Source organism: Solibacillus isronensis (assembly GCF_900168685.1).
Lineage (GTDB): Bacteria > Bacillota > Bacilli > Bacillales_A > Planococcaceae > Solibacillus > Solibacillus isronensis_A.
Genome location: NZ_FVZN01000006.1, coordinates 59,327 through 80,960, shown reverse-complemented (window position 1 = coordinate 80,960; position 21,634 = coordinate 59,327). Strand labels below are relative to the sequence as shown.

The 21,634-nt window shown below is 38.6% G+C and carries 19 protein-coding genes; 14 read left to right on the top strand and 5 right to left on the bottom strand.

From position 1 onward, the window contains the following. Positions 1–3: 3 nt before the first annotated feature. The 10 genes from B5473_RS01555 (at position 4) to B5473_RS01510 (ending at position 9,819) form a co-directional block, all read left to right on the top strand. Positions 4–891 carry an NAD-dependent epimerase/dehydratase family protein gene (locus tag B5473_RS01555; RefSeq protein ID WP_079523358.1) on the top strand — a complete coding sequence of 296 codons (888 nt, stop codon included), beginning with the start codon at positions 4–6 and terminating at the stop codon, positions 889–891. A gap of 66 nt (positions 892–957) precedes the next feature. Then, positions 958–1,560, top strand: a complete 603-nt coding sequence (locus B5473_RS01550; RefSeq protein WP_079523357.1) for a lysophospholipid acyltransferase family protein — start codon at positions 958–960, stop codon at positions 1,558–1,560. Between the two features lie 55 nt (positions 1,561–1,615). Beyond that, positions 1,616–2,074 (top strand): low molecular weight protein-tyrosine-phosphatase, encoded by a 459-nt coding sequence (locus B5473_RS01545; protein WP_079523356.1) that lies wholly within the window; start codon positions 1,616–1,618, stop codon positions 2,072–2,074. A 149-nt stretch (positions 2,075–2,223) separates the two neighbouring features. Then, positions 2,224–3,087: a KPN_02809 family neutral zinc metallopeptidase gene (ypfJ, locus tag B5473_RS01540; RefSeq protein WP_079523355.1), complete on the top strand. Its 864-nt coding sequence runs from the start codon at positions 2,224–2,226 to the stop codon at positions 3,085–3,087. 157 nt (positions 3,088–3,244) lie between these two features. Further along, positions 3,245–3,964, top strand: a complete 720-nt coding sequence (locus B5473_RS01535; RefSeq protein ID WP_079523354.1) for a YebC/PmpR family DNA-binding transcriptional regulator — start codon at positions 3,245–3,247, stop codon at positions 3,962–3,964. A 198-nt stretch (positions 3,965–4,162) separates the two neighbouring features. Further along, a complete protein-coding gene (locus tag B5473_RS01530) occupies positions 4,163–5,911 on the top strand; it encodes a methyl-accepting chemotaxis protein (RefSeq protein WP_079523353.1) in 1,749 nt (582 codons plus the stop codon). Between the two features lie 167 nt (positions 5,912–6,078). Beyond that, positions 6,079–7,782, top strand: coding sequence for a M3 family oligoendopeptidase (locus B5473_RS01525; RefSeq protein WP_079523352.1), 1,704 nt, complete (start codon positions 6,079–6,081; stop codon positions 7,780–7,782). 135 nt (positions 7,783–7,917) lie between these two features. Then, the gene (locus tag B5473_RS01520; RefSeq protein ID WP_079523351.1) at positions 7,918–9,006 is read left to right on the top strand and encodes an AI-2E family transporter; all 1,089 of its coding nucleotides are present in this window, start codon (positions 7,918–7,920) and stop codon (positions 9,004–9,006) included. 109 nt (positions 9,007–9,115) lie between these two features. Next, positions 9,116–9,580 carry a hypothetical protein gene (locus B5473_RS01515; protein WP_079523350.1) on the top strand — a complete coding sequence of 155 codons (465 nt, stop codon included), beginning with the start codon at positions 9,116–9,118 and terminating at the stop codon, positions 9,578–9,580. Positions 9,581–9,600: 20 nt separating this feature from the next. Further along, on the top strand, positions 9,601–9,819 hold the full coding sequence (locus B5473_RS01510; protein WP_079523349.1) for a hypothetical protein: 219 nt from the start codon (positions 9,601–9,603) through the stop codon (positions 9,817–9,819). 137 nt (positions 9,820–9,956) lie between these two features. Here B5473_RS01510 and B5473_RS01505 read toward each other — a convergent pair whose 3' ends face one another. The 5 genes from B5473_RS01505 to B5473_RS01485 all read right to left on the bottom strand — a co-directional run bounded on the left by B5473_RS01505 (position 9,957) and on the right by B5473_RS01485 (position 15,612). After that, entirely contained in the window at positions 9,957–10,238 is a 282-nt protein-coding gene (locus tag B5473_RS01505) for a hypothetical protein (RefSeq protein WP_079523348.1), read from the bottom strand. Between the two features lie 126 nt (positions 10,239–10,364). Then, a complete protein-coding gene (locus tag B5473_RS01500; protein WP_079523347.1) occupies positions 10,365–12,482 on the bottom strand; it encodes an MMPL family transporter in 2,118 nt (705 codons plus the stop codon). A 108-nt stretch (positions 12,483–12,590) separates the two neighbouring features. Beyond that, positions 12,591–13,607, bottom strand: coding sequence for an inorganic phosphate transporter (locus B5473_RS01495; RefSeq protein WP_079523346.1), 1,017 nt, complete (start codon positions 13,605–13,607; stop codon positions 12,591–12,593). Between the two features lie 19 nt (positions 13,608–13,626). After that, positions 13,627–14,247, bottom strand: coding sequence for a DUF47 domain-containing protein (locus B5473_RS01490; protein WP_008405849.1), 621 nt, complete (start codon positions 14,245–14,247; stop codon positions 13,627–13,629). Positions 14,248–14,451: 204 nt separating this feature from the next. After that, positions 14,452–15,612 carry a class I SAM-dependent methyltransferase gene (locus B5473_RS01485; RefSeq protein WP_079523345.1) on the bottom strand — a complete coding sequence of 387 codons (1,161 nt, stop codon included), beginning with the start codon at positions 15,610–15,612 and terminating at the stop codon, positions 14,452–14,454. A gap of 323 nt (positions 15,613–15,935) precedes the next feature. Here B5473_RS01485 and hflX point away from each other — a divergent pair, with 323 nt between their 5' ends. The 4 genes from hflX to menC all read left to right on the top strand — a co-directional run bounded on the left by hflX (position 15,936) and on the right by menC (position 21,406). Next, on the top strand, positions 15,936–17,213 hold the full coding sequence (gene hflX, locus B5473_RS01480; RefSeq protein ID WP_079523344.1) for a GTPase HflX: 1,278 nt from the start codon (positions 15,936–15,938) through the stop codon (positions 17,211–17,213). Positions 17,214–17,529: 316 nt separating this feature from the next. After that, complete coding sequence (locus B5473_RS01475) at positions 17,530–19,014, top strand: peptide MFS transporter (RefSeq protein ID WP_079523343.1); 1,485 nt, start codon at positions 17,530–17,532, stop codon at positions 19,012–19,014. Positions 19,015–19,415: 401 nt separating this feature from the next. Continuing rightward, complete coding sequence (locus tag B5473_RS01470) at positions 19,416–20,249, top strand: GNAT family N-acetyltransferase (protein ID WP_079523342.1); 834 nt, start codon at positions 19,416–19,418, stop codon at positions 20,247–20,249. Between the two features lie 47 nt (positions 20,250–20,296). Continuing rightward, positions 20,297–21,406, top strand: a complete 1,110-nt coding sequence (gene menC, locus B5473_RS01465) for an o-succinylbenzoate synthase (RefSeq protein ID WP_079523341.1) — start codon at positions 20,297–20,299, stop codon at positions 21,404–21,406. The last annotated feature ends 228 nt before the right edge of the window (positions 21,407–21,634 follow it).

Sequence of the window (21,634 nt, the reverse complement as noted above, 5' to 3'; positions counted from 1 at the left end):
TAGATGAAGAAAATCTTGGTATTAGGCGGGACACGATTTTTCGGCCGTAAATTAGTGGAACTTTTATTGGAGCAAAAGCATGAAGTAACAATTGTTACGCGCGGAATGTCGGAAAATCCATTTGGCGATGCAGTGGAGCATATTAAAGTGGATCGTAAAGATACAGCGGCTTTTGAGAAAGCATTGGAAAATCGTACATTTGATATTGTTTATGATAATATTTGCTATTCGCCAAACGAAGCAAAACAGCTGTGCGATCTGTTCAATGGGAAAATCGGTAAGCTCGTTTTCACATCTACATTAGCGGTATATGAGGCAGATGGCAAGCCGCATTCTGAAGGAGATTTCGATCCGACTTCATATGGCATCATCATGGGAGACACACATGAATTTACGTATGGTGAAGGAAAGCGTCTGGCAGAGGCGGTATTTTATAAGTTTGCCGAATTCCCAGTAGTTGCAGTTCGTTTCCCAATCGTCATGGGAGAAGATGATTACACACGCCGTTTGCATTTCCATATTGAGCGCATTATTAATAAGGAACCGATCGGATTTGTAAACATGGATGCGGAAATGTCCTTTATTCAGGCAACAGAGGCGGCCCGATTTTTAGAGTGGGCAGGTAATGATAATGTGGAAGGCCCAATTAACGCGACAGCAAATGGAGTCATCTCTTTAAAAGACCTAATTTCACTTATTGAAGAAAAGTCAGGCGAACGTGCCAAAATAGCGTTGCTTGGGACAGAGGAAATCCGTTCACCATACGCGATTCCTGCAACATGGTATATGAAAAATGACAAGGCAGAGCAATTAGGATTTTCGTTCAGTCAGCTTGAAGATTGGCTGCCTCCATTAATCGAGCAAATTGCGGGAACTACGGCAAAACAGTAGTCATTGAATGAAAGTATTACTTTCAATTAAAATGAAGTGAGATTAACGATAAGGTAGGAATGAAACGTGTATAAATTTATTGCAAGAGTTGTATATGGAATTTTAGGGGTTAACGGGTCAAAGGCAAAGGTATACGGGAAAGAGAATATACCGAAAGAAGGCGGCTTTGTCGTTGCCTGTACACATAATGGCTATATCGATATTTTGAACCTGGGGATTTCGATGCTGCCAAAAGAAGTACACTTTATGGCTAAGAAGCAACTGTTTGATGTGAAAGGATTAGGCTGGCTAATTACGAGATTAAATGCATTCCCGGTGGATCGTGACAATCCGGGACCAAGTGTTATTAAAATCCCTCGTCAGCTTATTAAAGAAGGAAAAGTAGTCGGAATCTTCCCGAGTGGAACGAGAAGCTCGGAAAACTCGGAACTAAAAGCCGGCGCAGTGACGATTGCTCAACTGGCGAAGACGGAAATTTTACCGGCTGCTTATATCGGTCCGAAAGATGCGAAAGGTGTTTTCAAACGTCAAAAAGGCTATTTAATTTACGGAAAGCCATTTACGGTTGGTGCAGGAAAAGAAGGCCGTGAACAATCCGTTCAATTTTTGGAAGATGAGCTGAACCGATTAACAGAGCATTTGAAAGAAATGCACCCGGAAGTAAAATAACAGGAGCTGCGCGGAATCTTTCGTGCGGCTTCTTTAATTAGGAGTGGAAAAAGAGATGAAGCAAGTACTATTCGTATGTTTGGGCAATATTTGCCGTTCTCCTATGGCGGAAGCTGTAATGCGTGATTTAATCGCTAAACGTGATTTGACGGATAAAATCACAGTCGACTCAGCCGGCACGAGCAATTACCATATTGGAGAAACCCCGCATAAAGGGACGATGGCGAAATTACAGGAATACGGAATTATGACAACAGGCATGCTTGCAAGACAGTTACGCACTTCCGATTTAGACAGCTTTGACTATATTGTCTGTATGGATGAAAGCAATGTGAAAAATACGATTGAAATGCTTCGTGCAGAAGCAGATGCAAAAGTGTTCCGTTTCCTTGATTTGACGTCACATCAAAAAGATGTGCCGGATCCTTGGTATACAGGGGATTTCCAAGAAACGTACGATTTATGTTTAGAAGGCTGCGAGGCATTGCTGGAAAAAATCGAAGCGGATTTATAAGGAAAAGTGAAGTGGACATGATCCGCTTCGCTTTTTTTATTATTCTTTGGTTTGTTAACTAATGTTATTTTCTATAGCCTGTTATAAGTAGCGTTGTTAAGGGTAATTATATGGCAAAGTATGTAAAGATTTATATGGAGGGAATAGCTATGGATGTGAAAGGAAGACGAAAAAGCAGTAATGTGGAAGATCGTCGGGGAATGAGTGCCGGGAAAATCGGCGGAGGTCTTGGCGGAGTCGGAATAATTATTGCCATTATTTTCACATTACTTAATGGCGGTGATGCAGGGGATGTTGTTTCGGAAGTATCAAAGAGCATTACGCAAAACGGTGCAACTTCTGAAAACTATGAACCGACCGCTGAAGAAGAGGAACTGGCGGAATTCGTTTCTGTAGTACTTGCGGATACAGAGGATATATGGCAACAATTGTTTGCCGACAATGGGCTAACTTATGAAAATCCGACGCTCGTATTATTTACGGACAGCGTAAGCTCCGGGTGCGGGATGCAAAATGCTGCGGTTGGACCGTTTTACTGTCCGGCAGATTATAAGCTTTATATTGACTTAAGTTTCTATAAAGAGTTAAAAAACCGGTTTGATGCACCGGGTGATTTTGCGATGGCTTATGTAGTCGCACATGAAGTTGGCCACCATGTCCAAACATTATTGGGTACATCCGAACAAGTACATGCCTTAAACGGAAAAGTATCTCAAGCTCAGTACAATGAAGCAGTGAAACGGCTGGAACTTCAGGCGGATTATTACTCGGGGGTATGGGCACACCATGTTCAGGACAAGGGCTATTTGGAAGAAGGCGATTTTGAAGAGGCATTAACGGCAGCGAATGCCATTGGCGATGATACATTGCAGATGGAAGCGCAAGGCTATGTCGTTCCGGAAAGCTTTACACATGGTACTAGCGAACAACGGATGCGCTGGTTCAAAAAAGGCTATAATGCCGGTACACTTCAAGGCGGCGATACATTTAATATTGAGGCTTCACAATTATAAACATGACCTATAGCATAGAAAAAATGCTATAGGTTTTTGCATTTTTTTATGCAGAGTAATTTAAAATTATTTCAAGTTTATGTATAATAAATAAGTTAAATATATTTTTTCGTTTTTAAATAACGTTACTAATAGAGTATGAAAGAGAGTGAACAAAATGGGTCGTAAGTGGAATAACATTAAAGATAAAAAGGCTGGGAAAGACGCAGCAAATAGTCGTATTTACGCTAAATTCGGTCGTGAAATTTACGTAGCAGCAAAATCAGGTGAACCAAACCCGGAATCTAACCGTGCACTGAAAACAGTTTTAGAACGTGCGAAAACTTACTCAGTACCAAAACATATTATTGAAAAAGCAATCGACAAAGCAAAAGGTGGCGGCGATGAGCAATTCGATGAGTTACGCTATGAAGGTTTCGGTGTCGCAGGTACAATGGTAATCGTTGATGCATTAACAAACAACGTAAACCGCACAGCTTCTGAAGTACGTGCTGCATTTGGTAAAAATGGCGGTAACATGGGCGTATCTGGTTCAGCGGCGCATATGTTCCAAAATACAGCTGTATTCGGAATTGAAGGTAAATCAGAAGATGAAATTCTTGAAATTTTAATGGAAGCTGATCTAGATATGCGTGACATTATGGACGAAGAAGGCACAATTATCGTTTATGTTGAGCCGGAACAATTCCATGCTACACAAGAAGCATTTAAAGATGCAGGCATCGAAGAATTTACTGTAGCAGAGTTAACGATGCTGCCAATGACAGATGTTGCTTTAACTGGTGATGATTTAGTGAAATTCGAAAAAATGATTGATGCATTGGAAGATTTGGAAGACGTGCAACGCGTTTACCACAATGCTGATTTAGGCGAATAAAAATGTAAGCCCAAAGATGATTCTTTGGGCTTTTTTGTGCTTCCAATTTCTACTGGAAACTAACGGGAAATAGATGGTGCTATTCTCTTATTATTCATTAATAATATAGAATATTCACTAAAAGAAGTTGCTTTTAAATAATCTTTAATTCAAAATAAATCTAACAATTAAATATTATATTAGGAGATAAAATAGGCTATGAAAAGAATGGATAAGTTAGGTAGTAGAATAATATTAATGATCGGCATTATTTTCGCCGTTATTTTACTGTTAACCGTTATTATGCTTCAGTTTAATTCCGCGCGTTCAGTTCAGTCATCTGTGAAAGAACGTACGATAGAAGTAGCTAGTAATTTAGTAAATTACATAGATGTACAAAAGTATGAACAGCTTATTGAAGAGCCAGATGAAAATGAAACGTATTGGGAATTACGTGAACAGTTAAATGAATTACGCCAATATAATGGTGTCATGTATGCCTATACCTATTTTGTACCTGAAGAAAATGGGGAAGTTACCTTTTTAGTTGATGGCATGCCGGCAGATGATACTGAGAATGCCGGGAAGCTGGGTGACCCATCAGGTTCTACAAAGTACGAGCATATTGAGCGCGTTATCGAAGACGGCCAATTTGCATCAGACCTTTTAAGCAGTGATTTCGGTGAATATATTACAGGTATTGTACCGGTTAAAAATGATGCAGGGGAAACGATTGCCTATTTAGGTGTTGATATCGATGCATCGTATGTTTCTTCGTTAACAAAAAATGTAGCAAAAGAGATCGTCCCAATTATTGCGCTTATTTTCATTATTATTTTTATAGCAGCTTTAATCGGTATTTATACTTATATCCGTCGAGCGTTATCGCCATTACAAACATTAAATAAAGCAGCAGAAAATCTGGCTTCAGGTGATATTGTTGAATCACAGGCTTTGTTAAACAAGCTGAATTTTAAAAAGAGTAATGAAATTACAGCGTTCGCAAAAAATTTCCAAAGTTCGCTTGTCGAGTTATCAGCTACATTCCAAGTATTGAAGGAACGTACAGATGGGCTCGGAGAAGTAGTCGATCTAATCGAAACTTCTACAGAACGGGTGAACACATCAAATGAAAAAATGGTGGAAAACATCGCTACGATTTCACACAGCGGGTCATTACAGCAAGTAAGCAATAATGAAGTAAATGCTGCGATGAATGAAATGGCTATCGGCATTCAGAAACTGGCCGATACATTTAATGAGATTGCTGAAGTTTCTTCCGATATGACGAGCCTTGTTGAAGATGGTGCACAAAGTTCCGGTAAGGTAGTTGACCAGATTCAAGGGGTAGAAAAATCGGTAGAAAATACGGCTAAACTAGTGAAAGAAATGGGAGAAAACTTCCACTCAATTAAAGAGATGGTAACAGTCATTACGAATATTTCGGATCAGACGAATTTACTGGCGCTCAATGCAGCAATTGAAGCAGCACGTGCCGGAGAAGCCGGAAAAGGATTTGCGGTTGTAGCTGATGAAGTGAAGAAGCTGGCTGAAATGTCCCGTACATCAGCAGAGGAAATTTCAGGTCATCTTCAAAAATTCTCGCAAATTACGGATCGTTTACTAGTTGAGATTGATATGACAACAACAGATGTTAAAGAAGGAACGATGGCAGTAGGTGAAATTGGTCAACGCTTAGATCAAATTTTAAATTCTGTATTGAATGTCAATAATCGAATTCAGGACGATTCAGCAGTTGTTGAGCAAATGTCAGCAGGTGCAGAACAAATTTTAGCTTCGACTGAGGAAATGAGTCGTTTAGTAAATGATACATCCGACTATGCAAAACATTTGGCTCTTGCTTCTGATGAACAAACACTCGTAGTCGATGATTTAACAAAAGCGGTTGAAGAATTGGATAACCATTCACAACAAGTTGTATTGGAAATGAATAAGTTCAAAATATAATGACTGGCATAAGCAGCTGAGACCTTTTCTCGGCTGCTTATTTTTTATGTCTATTAGCCTAAAATAAAGCTAGATAAATATTCTGAAAATAATTGCAATTTATGCCATAATCATAAATAATAAAAGAGGGAATTTCGAATTCCGAATGAAGTGAACAGATGGGGTGAATGAGTTTGGTAACATTTAAAGACTTTGATTATAAACGACCAGATTTAGAACAAATGAAAGAACAGACAGCAGCATTATTAGAGGAATTTAAAGCTGCAACTACAGTAGATGAACAAAGCGAAGTTATCGAAAAATTAAACGCGATTCGCAACACATTTTCTACAATGGCTAATATTGTCTATGTACGTGCATCAATTGATACAAACGATGAATATTACCAAAAAGAGCGTGACCATTTCGATGAAGTAAGCCCAATGGCAGATGAGCTTGTATTTAATTACTATACAGAACTAGTGAAGTCGCCATTCCGTGCACAACTGGAAGAAAAGTGGGGTACGCAACTATTTGCTTTAGCTGAAAACTTATTAAAAGGTTTCTCGCCTGCAGTAATCGAGCTTATGCAAAAGGAAAATAAGTTAACTTCTGAATACAGCAAGCTAGTTGCTTCTGCTCAGATTGAATTTGACGGCAAAATTTTGACATTGGCACAGCTTGGACCATATGCAGAATCTACTGAGCGTGATGTTCGTAAAGCAGCACGTGAAGCGAGTGCAGATTTCTATGCTTCAAACAAAGAAAAGTTCGATCAGATTTATGATGAGTTAGTAAAGCTTCGTCATGAAATCGCGACAAAGCTAGGCTTTAAAAACTATGTGGAACTTGGTTATGTCAATATGAACCGTATTGACTACAACGCAGAGATGGTAGCAAAATTCCGCGAGCAAGTACGCGAATATATCGTGCCGCTTGCAACAAAACTGTACGAGCGCCAAGCAGAACGGATCGATGTAGAAGACTTTAAATTCTATGATGAAGGCTTAACATTCTTAACAGGAAATGCCGTTCCTCAAGGTGACCCGGAGTGGATTATTAATAACGGTAAAAAAATGTACGAAGAACTATCAAAAGAAACAGGCGAGTTCTTCAACTATATGATCGAGCATGACCTGATGGATCTTGTTGCGAAAAAAGGTAAGGAAAGCGGCGGATACTGTACGTTTATCGAAGACTACGAATCACCGTTCATCTTCTCGAACTTTAATGGCACATCTGGTGATATCGATGTACTAACACATGAGGCAGGACATGCATTCCAAGTGTATTCTAGCCGAAATATTGGGATTCCGGAATACTTATGGCCAACATATGAGTCAGCAGAAATTCATTCTATGAGTATGGAATTCTTTACATGGCCTTGGATGGAGCTATTCTTCAAGCACCAAACAGATAAGTATAAATTCTCGCACTTAAGCAGTGGGTTACTATTCTTACCATACGGTGTAGCAGTCGATGAGTTCCAGCATGTCGTGTATGAAAATCCACAAATGACACCAGCTGATCGCAATGCTGCATGGAAAGAAATTGAGGCGAAGTATTTACCGCATCGTGATTACGATGGTCATGACTATTTAGAATCAGGGGCTATTTGGCAGCGACAAGGCCATATTTATTCATCTCCATTCTATTATATTGACTACACGTTAGCGCAAATTTGTGCATTCCAGTTCTGGAAACGTTCACGAGAAGACTTTGAAGGGGCTTGGAAAGACTACCTGCACCTATGTAGCCTTGGCGGTTCATTTGCTTTCACAAAACTTGTTGAGGAAGCGGGCTTAATCTCACCATTTGACGATGGCTGCGTGGAATCAGTTGTAGGAACAATCGAAGACTATTTAAATTCTATCGACGATAAAAAGCTATAAAAATTATGAGGTGCGTTTCGCAAATATTATTTTGCGAAACAAACCTTTTTTATTTTTTGTATTTTATGAAGCTTTATGGCATGCTAAAACGTACATAGTTATAGTAAAAGAAAGTTTGAGAAAGAGAGTGAGCCGATGACTAGAAAACTGTGGTTCCAAGTTGGCGTAGGTATACTAATTACATTATTAATTATCAAATATTTCATTGAAATTCATTCGATCTTTAATCCGATTATCATTATTTTTTCGACCATCCTTGTACCGTTATTACTCGGTGGGGTGCTCTATTATATTTCGGAGCCGTTGCAGCGTATATTGGAAAAACGGGGTATGCCGAGATGGGGAAGTTTAATAACAATAGTCCTTATAATTGCAGGTTTATTCGCAACCTTTTTAGTTTTAGTCGGTTCTCCAATTGCAAACCAAGTAAACAAACTTGTTGAAAATGCACCGACAATCGCAAAGGATATTGAAGAAGCAGCTGATTTCATTTTAGATAATAAGGAAAATATTCCGATGCTTCCACCGCAAGTAGAAGAGTTTATAGGATCTGTAACTACTTCTATACAAGACATTGCTGTCGCAAGCAGTAAATATCTTGTTTCCTTCTTAAGTGGGGCGGTAACGGTAACATTAACATTAGTACTGGCGCCGTTTTTCTTTATTTTTATGTTGAAGGACCATGAAAAATTCGCTCCTCAAATTTACGGTATATTTAACGGGGAGAGTCGTACATGGGTAAAGAAAACTTTAGAAGACATTGATAACGTATTAAGAAGCTATGTTCAAGGACAAGTGTTGGTCAGCTTTTTACTCGCAATCATGATGTACATCGGCTATTTAATTATTGGTTTGGAATATTCATTATTACTTGCCTTATTTGCATTTTTCATGAACATGATTCCATTTATCGGGCCATGGCTTTCCCTTGTACCGGCTGTGATTGTAGCGTTGGTTAATGATCCTTTTGATATTATTTGGGTTGGTGTTGTTACGCTTGTCGCACAACAGGTAGAAAGTAACTTAATTACACCAAATGTTATGGGGCGGTCTTTGGATATTCACCCGTTAACAGTAATTTCAATTGTATTGGCTGCAGGGAATATTGCTGGATTTATCGGGATTTTAATCGCCATCCCAACGTACTGTGTCATTAAAGTAATCGTTCAAAATATTTATGAAGAACGCAAACAGATTAAAGAGACAGCAACTAAGAATGTGTAATAAATAGATTCGGGAGCGGGACATATGTGACAAGCGTATGCTTCGCTTTTTAATTTTCGCCGGACACGGTATACTTATTAATTGAAAAGACATTTAAAAGGAGCAGACAATGCTAACATTTGAACAAAAACAAGAAATTATTGAATCATTTCCGCAGTTGACTAAAAAGGAAATTTCATTGAAACGTGTGAATTATCACTTTGAAGGAAGTCTTTACGAAAAATCTATCGTTGTAGAAAAATTGCATCCAAACGGTAATGGCTTTGTTTTCGTGGGCGACTTATTGAAATATGAAAAAGAAGCTGGCGACAACGGGCTTGTTAATATTCGCGACTACAGCGAGGAAGCATTACGTGAAATTGTGCGCGATGCAATCAACTATTTATCTGAGGAAGAAGAAGAGATCTTACCGATTGTTGAGACATGGACATCGCGTGAAGGTACGAAGCTTGAGCTTGAGTTCAACGATCGTTCTTGGAATATTTATCATCAAGGAAATTTAGAGGAATCTTTCGGTACGCGTGAAGACGCTGTCGCTTATTTACGTGAGGAAGGTTTCCGACTTTCAAAATAGATAAGTGAGGGAATTGAAGAATGACACAACAGAATTCATCGAAAGAAATGTCCGGAAATAAAATGGTCAAAATTATCGTCGGTACAATTTTAGTAGCATCCATTGTGATTGTCATTGCAATTCAAGCATTTTACATGTTGTGGGAACCTAAAGACCCGAAACAAATCGAGTTGAACAAAAGTGAAGAGTCGAGCGATGTAAATTCAGTTCCGTTTGAGGAGCAGCTGTATTTAGGTTAGGCTGACTGCTTCGATTTCTAAATCCCTTTCGTCGTTATTACATGCGGCGCGGGGGATTTTTTGTTTGGGGGTGCGGGGTGCGGTGGTCGTCGTTTTCTAATAAACAGGTGGAATGTTCTAATATATTTTAAAATGTTCTAAATAAAAGTCCGATCTTCTAATATATTTGCCCAATGTGCTAATAAGTGTTCGAGATCTTCTAATATAGTTGATGGATGTGTTAATATCCTGCCAAGTTGTTCTAATATCTGTGCAAATGTTCTAATAAACTCAAGTTCGGTCACCCGTAAGCCCTTAATTAAGGAGAAAAGCAGCTTAACCGTCACTTGTTCCACCCGGTTTTCTAATAAAAGCAACGGAAGTTCTAATATCCCCGCAACTTCTTCTAATATCCCCGGCAATTGTTCTAATAAACCCAAGACCGGTCACACCCGGCCCCCTCGAACTCAAAGAAAAGTCACCCGCTTCACCCGATGTTCTATTAACAAAATAAAAACAGCCGCCCAGCCCCATTTACATCAGGACGGACGACTATTTATCAAACATTATCTCGTATTCTTCTTAAACGGCAGCCACCAGTTCCAGTCGCCAAAAAGCTTCATGAAACTTGGGACGAGCATCAGGCGGATGATTGTTGCGTCAATGGCAATCGCGATCGCAATACCGACTCCGATTTGCTTCACGGGCATTACATCCGTAAATGCGAACGCGCCTGTAATGACGATCATAATAAGTGCTGCCGATGTAATGATTTTACTTGTTGAAACAAGTCCATCGACCGTTGCCTTCGTATTAGTTGCCCCTTTTAAATATTCTTCCTGAATACGGGAAATTAAAAATACTTCATAGTCCATACTTAAGCCGAACACTAGGCAGAAGGTCAATACCGGAATAATTAACACAATTGTCGTCGCTTCCAAACCGAAATGGCCATACTGGAAAATGTAGACAAGAATACCGAATGTCGCACCTAAGCCAAGGATGTTCATCAAGATCGCTTTCAACGGAATTAAAATCGAACGGAATGCAATCATTAAAATGAAAAAGGTAGAAACAATAATGATCGCAACGGCAATGAGTACTTTGCCGGCAATCTCATCAAAGATTTCCTGATTGAACTTCGCTTGACCGGATAAGGCGAAATCGACACCTAAGTCCTTTTTGCTCCAGTCGCGTACAAAATCCTGGGCTTCGAATGAAGAACCTTCTGCATCTAAATAAGCGACCATATACATTTTGTCTTCCTGAATAAAGTTTTCCGCCACTTCATCGAGTGCACCGGGTGCTTGCGGGTTGCTGTTCGCCATTTCCCACATTTCAACGGACTCAATATTGGCTACAGTAAACATAGATGTTACACGATCGACAAGAGGGTCATCCAACAGCTGCTGCTGAATTTCGAATATTTTTTCGCGTCCTTCTGTCGAATCCCAATCACCGGCATTTTCATTTTCTGCTAGAAGGAATACAGGTGTATTATCGCCAAGCCCAAACTGTTCATCGAGCGTATCGAATGTTTGGCGCGATTCATAGGATTCCGGCAATGATTCCGTAGAAGGGATCGTCAACTCGATATCTTTGATCGGCACCATTGCAACACATAACAGAATGATGGCCACAACTATAATAGTGACAGGTCGTTTCATAACAAAGGCAGCGAACTTCTGCCAACGAGAGGCAGTCGGTTTTATACGGAAAACACGGCCTTTATTTAAACGGTCACCCAGAAGCATCAATGTTGCCGGTAAAAGTGTAATGCCTGTTAATACTGCCAGCAATACGACAATTGATCCGCCAAGCGCGATGTTCATGAAGATCTCCACATCAATTACAATCATTGCGCCAAGACCGATCATGACACAAAGCGCTGAGAAGATAATCGATCGTCCGGCTGTTTGGATCGCTGTTTGAACAGACTGCTCAATCGATTGTGTATTGCGTTCTTCACGGTAACGGTTAATAAGGAGCAACGCAAAATCAATACTTAAAGCTAACCCGAGCATTGGGACGATATTTAATACGAAAATCGATAAGTTCACACTATCGCCTAAAAGAGCCAATAGACCAAGTGTAATGACAACCGTCGCACCGCCAACTAAAATTGGCAGTAAAGAAGCTACGATTGTACCGAATGCCAGCAATAAAACGATTAAAGCAATCGGAAGACCAATCGTTTCTGCTTTAATTAAATCATTTTGGCTTGCGACATTAATGTCTTTTGAAATAACCGGTTCACCTGTAATAGAAATACCGTTACTTTCGCCGAGCTTTTCGCGCAGCTCATCAATAATAGGGAAGTAGTCATCCACCGTATTATCAAACTCCAGCATTCCATAGGCATAGCCGTCTTTATTTAATTCTTCGACACCTACAGGAGATGTTATTGTTTGAATCTCTTCAATTGTTTCTAAACTTTCAAGGGCAGACGAAATTTCATCATCCGTTTTATTTTCAAACAGTACAAAAATCGTCTTTGCGGGTAAATTGAATGTATCTGATAGCTCATTCGTTACATATGAGTGGTCGCCATCATAGAAAAACCCATCCCCCTGCAGTTTAGATGGGAGTTGGAGCGCAAAAAATGCTAGAACAACTAAAAGTGCACACCATAGTAGAACGATCGGTTTTGCGAATTTTGTAATGAATGCTGCGAACTGTTTCATAAATTACCGCCTTTCTTTTTCCATAAATACAGTGTAATGGATTCGTAGAAAAAAAGAAAAGAGGGAGGTTTGTCCGAAAAAAGTTTCGAAACCTACCTCTCCTCTTTACTAAAAGAATAGATTTAATATTGTATAAATAACCGCTGCCATAACCGCAGAAATCGGCATTGTAATAATCCAAGTAGTGACAATTTTACGAGCCATACCCCAGTTTACGCCTTTTACATTTTGAGCCGAACCGACACCCATAATTGCAGAAGAAATTACATGTGTTGTTGATACAGGCAAGTGAATTAATGTCGCACCGAAAATGATGGATGCGGAAGCAAGGTCGGCAGCAGCACCATTTACAGGACGGATTTTCATAATTTTGCCGCCGACTGTTTTAATGATTTTATAACCGCCGATTGATGTACCAAGACCCATTGCTAAAGCACAGGCGAAACGTACCCACCCTTGTACATCATCCGTTGTTTGCCAATTCGCTGCAATAAGTGCCATCGTAATAATACCCATCGCCTTTTGAGCATCATTTGTTCCGTGGGTAAATGATTGAATGGCAGCAGTGAAAATTTGCATAATACGAAAACCTTTATTTGTTTTATATAGGTTCATATTCTTAAAAATGAATTTCATTATTGTCATCATGATATAACCGGCACAAATCGCAATGATTGGTGATGCTAATAAAGCAATGATGATTTTTGTGAATCCGCTATAGTTTAAAACTCCGATTCCAGATGCTGCAATGGCAGCACCCGCAATCGAACCGATCAATGTATGAGAAGAACTTGATGGAATTCCAAAATACCAAGTAACTAAGTTCCAAGTGATCGCCGATAATAGAGCGGCCAAAATAACAACAGTACCGATTAATGGTGCATCAGGTGAGGATAACGCAAAAGGATCAACAATATCCGACGCAATCGCCTTTGCAACACCTACGAATGTAATGGCACCCAAGAAATTCATAAACGCTGCCATGATTACCGCTACTCGAGGAGGTAGCGCACGTGTTGAAACGGATGTAGCAATCGCATTTGCCGTGTCATGAAAACCATTAATGAAGTCAAATGCAAGTGCAAAAAAGACTACTAGGACAGTAATGATAAGTAGTGTATTCATTAAAAGGACTCCTCATTAATTACGCATTACGCATAATGATTGTTTCGATTGTGTTAGCAACAGTTTGACAGTAGTCGGCAATTTCTTCTAACTGCTCATAAATATCTTTGAATTTAATTAGACGAATAGGATCTTTTTCATTTAAAAACAGCTTTTTAATAGAAGAACGTAATACTTCATCACATTCACGTTCATAATCTTTAATTAAAATTGCGTGTTGGCGCATCCCAACAAGATCTTTTTTGTTTAATAGTTCCATCGCTTTAACAATTTCATCAGTAGATTTGGCGATATATGCTAGGAAATCGCGCATCGATTCATCGATTTCTGTTAATGAAAACATTTCGAAATGTGCAATCGTACCTTCTGCACCATCTAACACATCATCCATACGAATTGCTAATGATAAAATATCTTCACGCTCAATTGGCGTCATAAATGATTTATTAAGCATGACGATTAATTCATGAATTAATTTATCACCCGCTGTTTCGTATTGTTTCATACGAATGCTAATTTCCTTTAAGTCTGCAACCGTTTCAATGCGGAAATCATTTGCATAATGGATACCTTCACGCATATTTTCAGCAATTTTCAATAACGCTGAGAAAAACGGATCTTGCTTCTTTGAACTAAACATGGAATGCCTCCTGAATATATATAATTAAAATAATTTTAAAAATTAACCTCAATTATCATAACAAAAACTTAAAAAAATCTATACAAATTTTACTCTGACCTTATCAATCTTTACAATTCTGTAACAAAAGGAAAAGGTGAATAAGTGATTATTTTTAGTCAAAAGATAGAAAAAATAAGTCAAAACGAGAAAACTGTTTTGCTATTATAGTAAATTTTGCAGCTCATTTTCTAAAAATGGCTTTGCATTTAAAAAGCGCACAAATTCGTCATACTTTAATCGCTGCTCACTCGTTGGCTTCTTTCCAGTGAAATAAGCGCGTATTAAAATATTCTTTGGAGTGTTTTCCATATCGATAAATTCCAATAACTGAGTATCATAGCCGACAAGTGATAATAATTCAGCGCGGATTGAATCCGTAGCTAATGCGGCAAAGCGCTCTTTCACCAAACCGTGCTGTGTCATAATCGATAATGCAGGTGCCTGCAGCTGACGGTTCAGCTCATGTTGACAGCAAGGAACACTTAAAATAACTTTTGCGCCCCATTTTACTGCACGGGCTAATGCCATATCTGTCGCAACATCACAAGCATGAAGGGTTACGACCATATCTACAGCAGTTTCTTCATTGAAGTCATTAATATCCCCAACTAAAAACTGAAGATCTTCATATTGTAAATCTGCTGCAATCCGGTTACATTCCTCAATCACTTCCTTTTTGAGATCAAGGCCTGTGACATGTATATCAAGACCCTTTTCAATTTTTAAGTAATGATACAAAGCGAATGTTAAATAGGATTTACCTGAACCAAAATCTAGTATGCGAATTGTTTTGTCTTCCGGTAAATGGGCTAAAGAATCATCGATAAACTCAACAAAGCGATTGATTTGTTTAAACTTATCATATTTCTGTTTCTTTATTTTCCCATCCTCTGACTGCACTCCTAAACGGACTAAAAACGGGTGAATACGGGAATCATCCAATAGATACTGTTTTTTTCGGTTATGGGATAAATTCACTTGTTTAGTTGTAGCATTTTGATCAGATTTCCAAAGCACTTTGTTTTTCTTCGAGAGTTGCACTTGTACTGTCTGCTCCTGAAATTCAGCATGTACTTGACGGAACTGTTCAAAAAGAGCATCGAGTTTCGCGGCTAAATCTTCAACAGTAATATTTTCATGTTTTAAAATACGCTCATATTGGTATTCCAGCTGGATCATATATTCTCCACGAATTTCTACGGGCTTGAGTTTGACCCGTTTTAAGTCATTGGATTTTTGACGTGGCTGGCTAATAGTTGCCTGAAGTAGTGTTTTATTAGAAATGAGTGCATGAAGCTGCACTTTCATTTGTTCGAATTCCATAAAAACCGCCTTTTCTTTTTTATCGATTACGCCTCGGCGTAATTGCGTCCAGATTTTTTTAGGCCCACAGGATGTGGGTCAGTCAGCCGTTGTCACATGATGTGACGTATTTAGGCTGACTTCATTTCCCTTAAAAAATCTGTGACATCCGCCGCCGGGGCTTTTCTTTATTCATCACTCACCTTTCATTGGTGAGTGATGAATGAAGAGAAATAATGTGTCCCTATAGTATCATAATGCGCTTATATGTTGTCATTGTACAGGCTTTTGAATTGTATGTTACGATGGGAAAAAACTATAGATGATAGCAAGGAGGCAAAAATTTGAAAGATGTTGAAGTATTAATTGAACGCGGTGTATTAGTTGGCGTCAATTTACAAAAGGATGAGCATTTTGATTACTCAATGGAAGAGTTGGCAAATTTAGCACAAGCTTTAGATGTAGAAGTTGTCGGCATGGTGACGCAAAATCTGGAACGTGTGACACCTTCACATTATGTAGGTACAGGAAAGATTGAAGAAATTAAGGCGTTCTTTGATGAAACCGATGCCAACATTGTTATTTTTAATGATGAACTCTCACCATCACAAATCCGTAATTTAGAACGCGATTTACAATGTAAAGTAATTGACCGTACAATGCTGATTTTAGATATTTTCAGCCGCCGTGCAAAAACACGTGAAGCGCAATTACAAGTAGAGCTCGCTCAATTACAGTATATGCTTCCGCGCCTAGTTGGGCTCCATGCTTCACTGTCCCGTCAAGGGGGAGGAACAGGCGGCGGCTTTAAAAACCGTGGTGCAGGGGAAACAAAACTTGAACTTGACCGTCGTAAGATTGAAGATCAGATTTCGAAAATCAAGAAAGAGCTTGAATCCGTTAAAGAGCAGCGTGAAACACAGCGGAAGCAACGCCGTAAAAATGCAGTACCTGTCGTGTCAATTGTTGGTTATACAAATGCAGGGAAGTCCACGATTATGAACCAGTTACTTGCAAAGGCGGGGCAAGATGATACGAAGCAAGTGTTTGAAAAGGATATGTTGTTCGCGACACTTGAAACTTCGGTCCGCAATATTGAACTGGAAGATAATAAATCCTTTTTACTGACTGATACGGTTGGTTTTGTTAGTAAACTGCCGCATCACTTAGTAAAAGCATTCCGATCAACATTGGAAGAAGCAAGAGAAGCTGATTTGCTGCTGCATGTTGTCGATGTTTCAAATGAGGAATACCGCTTTATGATGGAAGTAACGAATGACACATTAAAAGCGATTGATGTTGAAAATATTCCTACTATATATGTATACAATAAATCCGACTTGGCTGATGTGGAATATCCGTTAGTTAGCGGAGATAATATTTGGCTTTCTGCGAAGGAAAATGTAGGGCTGGAAGAGTTGCTTCAGCAAATTAAACAACAAATTTTTGCTAATTATGTTACATGTCAAATGCTTATTCCATATAATCAGGGTGGAATTGTTTCCTATTTAAATGAGCAGGCAACTGTTTTGGAAACGGAATATGAAGAAGAGGGTACATTATTAACGCTTGAACTCAAAGAAGCGGATTATCAGAAGTATGAAACTTATGTAGTAAAGTAATAATGGACAAAACAAGCTAAAGTACGTTGCAGTTGCATCGTACTCTAGCTTTTTTATTTTTTATTAAATTTTTGCCTCTATGAAAAGTCAAAATAATTTATTTACTGAATTAATTGTTTTATAATACAAAAATCCTGTGGTGCTAATTTATTTTATTTGTCTGAAAATAACGAAAAAACATAAAATTATAACATTTTGATTATTTGTTGATTTTAATCAACTATTAGGCTAAAGTGTTCAAGTATATTATTTCAAATGTCAGACAACAGACTACGGTGTTTATTGTCAGAATATTTATTAATCGGGAGGATTTCAAATGTATTCAAAAGAAGAAATCGTGAAGTCCGTTCCTCAAACTGGTTTTGTCGGTCAACCTAAAGGGTTGTTTACACTATTCTTTACAGAGTTTTGGGAACGTTTTTCATATTATGGTATGCGTGCCATTCTACTATTCTACATGTACTATGCAGTTAAAGATGGTGGATTAGGACTAGATCGTACGCAAGCTAACATCATCATGTCGATTTACGGTTCATTAATCTACATGTCAGGTATTATCGGCGGGTGGATCGCTGACCGTATTACTGGGATGCGTAAAGCGATATTCTATGGCGGAATATTAATTATGATTGGTCATATATTATTGGCCTTGCCGCTTGGTGTAACAGCATTATACTTATCGATGTTCTTTATCATCATTGGTACTGGTTTATTAAAGCCAAACGTTTCATCAGTAGTTGGTGACTTGTATGCAGAAAATGATGCACGTCGTGATTCAGGATTCTCTATTTTCTATATGGGTATCAACATGGGTGGTTTCCTGGCACCTTTATTAGTTGGTTTATTCCAAAAAAACTGGGGCTTCCATGCAGGATTCAGTGTTGCTGCAGTAGGTATGTTCATCGGTTTAGTTGTTTACTTAATGTCACAAAAGAGCCTTGGTTTAGCAGGTTCTGTAGCACCAAACCCACTTTCTGGTAAAGAGAAGAAAACGACAACTCGTAACTTCACAATCGGTGGTTTAATTGTTGTAATTTTAGGTTTTGTAGCTTACCAAACAGGTAACGCTAGCATTGAGAATTTCTCATTATTAATTACATTCTTAGGTGTAATGATTCCTACAGTATTTATTATTTATATGTACCGTAGTCCAAAAACAAATGCAGACGAAAAATCTCGTCTATTAGCATATATCCCATTATTCATCTGTGCGGTAATGTTCTGGGCTATTGCTGAACAATCTTCAACAGTTATAGCAACGTTCATTGATACTCGTACAAACTTAAATTTATGGGGCTTTGAAATTCCGGCTGCGTGGTTCCAGTCATTTAACCCGTTATTCATCATCGTTCTAGCGCCAATGTTTGCGTTTATGTGGACGAAATTAGCGGATCGCGGACCATCAACTCCAAAGAAATTTGCTTTATCTTTATTCTTTGCAGGTATTTCATTCTTCGTAATGATTGCAGCAATCGTTTTAACTCCGGAAGATACGTTAGTAAACCCACTTTGGGTTGTATTCTCAATCTTCCTGTTAGTATTAGGTGAACTATTGCTTTCACCAGTTGGTTTATCAGCTACAACGAAATTAGCACCAGCTGCATTCGCAGGCCAAACAATGGCGTTATGGTTCCTAGCATCAGCTGCTGCACAAGCGATTAACGCACAGTTAGTTCGAGTTTACGGAATCGTATCTGAAACAACTTACTTCGGTGTATTAGGTGGTTTATCGGTTGTATTAGGTGTTATTATTCTCCTGATTTCGCCAATCATCTCTAAAGCAATGCGTGGTATTAAATAATTATCAAACCTTTATTTACAGAATTTCTGTAAATAAAGGTTTTTTCTTTTGTTCAATAAGGAATAATAAAAGTTAACTACTTATAAAGGTAGTCTGTGGTATATAATGGGATTGGGATGATACTTAAAGAAGCGCTATGAATTCTTTCAGTAAGGAAGTATCGATTCTTCACATTAACTTCTTTCAGCGATTGCCAAAAACTTTTGCCGAAAGAGACCCATTTGGGTTAATTTCACTACTTTTGGTCGAAAATAACCTGGGTAACCGATATATGTAGAACATTCCCGATGGTTACACATCTTTTTCAAAAATCATGCAACAAAGTATGATTGCGGAGAGACACTAAGTAAAGCAAGGCGTTTTTAAGTATGAAGAAAAGTAACTATAGGGGAGGCAGAATTATGTTAGAATCAGTGAGGATTAAAGAATTAACGACAATTGAACAAATTGAAGAGGCACGTAATCTAGAACATGAAATTTGGGCTGTCGGCAGCATTCCAGTACACCAAACAATTGCGACGATTCGCAATGGCGGGATTGTACTCGGTGCATATTTAAATGATGAAATAATTGGTTTTAACTATAGTTGCCCTGGATATATGGATGAGAATATATACTTATATTCCCATATGATTGGTGTGAAGCGTAATTATCGTGAGCAAGGCGTTGGAGAACTGCTTAAAAATTACTTGAAGGATATCGCAATAGAGCGCGGTTACAGAACTTGCCGCTGGACATTTGATCCACTTGAAGCGCGCAGCGGATTTTTGAACTTTTCAAAGTTGCGTAGTTATAGCGATACTTATATAGAAAATTGTTACGGTGAAATGGAAGACCCGTTCAATCGGGCATTGCCTACAGACCGTCTTTGTGTAGAATGGCAACTTGTTGATAATGATTACTTGCGCTGGGATGCAAAAGTGGAAGAACTACTGGATGAAGCAAAGCCGGTAGTGAATTGGGAAGAAAATATGGTAGGCCTTCCGACATTGGATCCGGAGCAAAAGTTTGATAAAGAAGAGGCGCTTATTCATGATGCCTATCTGTTACCGATCCCTACGAACTTCCAGAAAATCAAAGTGGAAAGTGTTGCTTTAGCAGAAGATTGGCGCTATAAAACAAGGAATATTTTACAGGCAATGTTTGATCAAAATTATAAAATAATTTATTTAAACAAAATAAATGATAATATTAGCCATTACTTACTTGTAAAGCGTTCATTATTTGCTCTTTAATTATGAATGAATGATGCCGCAGCTAAATATTATTAGGAGCAACAAAGATGAAATTAGTAGAAGTGACAATACATGAACTAGTGATGCGAATGAAAACTCCATTTACGACTAGCTTAGGTACTATGCAAGACAAGCGTTTTTTAGTTGTGGAGGCGAAGGATGAAAGTGGTGTAGTCGGCTGGGGTGAGGGGGTTGCATTTGAAGAGCCTTCCTATACAGAAGAAACATTTAAAACTTCACTTCATTTATTGGAGGATTTTTTAATTCCTGCATTACTCGGTAAAGAATTAAAGCATCCAGATGATGTGTATGAGCGATTCCGTACGATTCGACGCAATAACATGGCGAAAGCGTCGATCGAAGGAGCGGTGTGGGATATTTATGCTCAATTGACGAACCAATCGCTGGCAACAGCTGTTGGCGGAATCCAGGAAAAAATTGAAGTAGGAATCAGCATCGGTTTACAGCCTACAGATGAACAGCTGATCGATACAATTCAGCAGTTTTTGGATGAAGGTTATAAGCGAATTAAAGTAAAAATTAAACCGGGAAAAGATATTGAGCTGATCCGAACAATACGTCAAGCATTCCCGGCAATTCCTTTAATGGCAGATGCAAACTCTGCGTATACATTGGATGACATCGATCGACTAAAAGAGCTGGATGCATTTAATTTAATGATGATCGAACAGCCATTAGCCCATGATGACCTCATCGATCATGCCGTTTTGCAAAAACAAATAAAGACACCGATTTGTTTAGATGAGAGTATTACTTCTTTAGAGGATACGAGAAAAGCGATTCAGTTAGGCAGCTGTCAGGTGGTAAATATTAAAATTGCGAGAGTTGGCGGAATTAGCGAGGCGAAGCGTATTCATGACTTCTGCATGCAACACCATATTCCTGTATGGTGCGGGGGAATGCTGGAAGCGGGTATCGGCCGTGCGCAAAATGTAGCACTGACAAGTCTTGCAAACTTTACAATGCCTGGAGATACCGCGGCTTCTGAACGCTATTGGCATGAAGACATTATTCAACCGGAAGTAAGCGTTACAGATGGCTACATTACCGTTCCGAAAACAAAAGGGCTTGGCTATAATGTAAATCGCGAAGCAATAAATAAATACAGTGTAAATAAAAAAACATATCGCATGTAATTGTAAGGCCACAATTTTATTAATTGTGGCCTGTTTCTATTCATTTTTACTTCCTATTAGAATACATACAGGATGTTGTAAATAAAACGGCGAATCGCTCTAAAAATACATTTTTCAGTCTATTCCTCTTTTAATACAAGGTAATATAAATTGTCTGTTTGATTTTCATTATTAGCAATTATATAATGATGTAGGGAAAGAGATGATTCTCATTTTCATTTAGAATTT

What these genes read in the sequence shown, in the direction of transcription:
- B5473_RS01520 (WP_079523351.1), top strand. Translation starts at nt 7,918, where the DNA reads ATGACTAGAAAACTGTGGTTCCAAGTTGGCGTAGGTATACTAATTACA.
- B5473_RS01490 (WP_008405849.1), bottom strand. Translation starts at nt 14,247, where the DNA reads ATGTTTAGTTCAAAGAAGCAAGATCCGTTTTTCTCAGCGTTATTGAAA.
- menC (WP_079523341.1), top strand. Translation starts at nt 20,297, where the DNA reads ATGAAATTAGTAGAAGTGACAATACATGAACTAGTGATGCGAATGAAA.
- B5473_RS01470 (WP_079523342.1), top strand. Translation starts at nt 19,416, where the DNA reads ATGTTAGAATCAGTGAGGATTAAAGAATTAACGACAATTGAACAAATT.
- B5473_RS01485 (WP_079523345.1), bottom strand. Translation starts at nt 15,612, where the DNA reads ATGGAATTCGAACAAATGAAAGTGCAGCTTCATGCACTCATTTCTAAT.
- B5473_RS01515 (WP_079523350.1), top strand. Translation starts at nt 9,116, where the DNA reads ATGCTAACATTTGAACAAAAACAAGAAATTATTGAATCATTTCCGCAG.
- B5473_RS01525 (WP_079523352.1), top strand. Translation starts at nt 6,079, where the DNA reads ATGAGTTTGGTAACATTTAAAGACTTTGATTATAAACGACCAGATTTA.
- B5473_RS01555 (WP_079523358.1), top strand. Translation starts at nt 4, where the DNA reads ATGAAGAAAATCTTGGTATTAGGCGGGACACGATTTTTCGGCCGTAAA.
- B5473_RS01495 (WP_079523346.1), bottom strand. Translation starts at nt 13,607, where the DNA reads ATGAATACACTACTTATCATTACTGTCCTAGTAGTCTTTTTTGCACTT.
- B5473_RS01535 (WP_079523354.1), top strand. Translation starts at nt 3,245, where the DNA reads ATGGGTCGTAAGTGGAATAACATTAAAGATAAAAAGGCTGGGAAAGAC.
- B5473_RS01475 (WP_079523343.1), top strand. Translation starts at nt 17,530, where the DNA reads ATGTATTCAAAAGAAGAAATCGTGAAGTCCGTTCCTCAAACTGGTTTT.
- B5473_RS01530 (WP_079523353.1), top strand. Translation starts at nt 4,163, where the DNA reads ATGAAAAGAATGGATAAGTTAGGTAGTAGAATAATATTAATGATCGGC.
- B5473_RS01500 (WP_079523347.1), bottom strand. Translation starts at nt 12,482, where the DNA reads ATGAAACAGTTCGCAGCATTCATTACAAAATTCGCAAAACCGATCGTT.
- B5473_RS01510 (WP_079523349.1), top strand. Translation starts at nt 9,601, where the DNA reads ATGACACAACAGAATTCATCGAAAGAAATGTCCGGAAATAAAATGGTC.
- ypfJ (WP_079523355.1), top strand. Translation starts at nt 2,224, where the DNA reads ATGGATGTGAAAGGAAGACGAAAAAGCAGTAATGTGGAAGATCGTCGG.
- B5473_RS01545 (WP_079523356.1), top strand. Translation starts at nt 1,616, where the DNA reads ATGAAGCAAGTACTATTCGTATGTTTGGGCAATATTTGCCGTTCTCCT.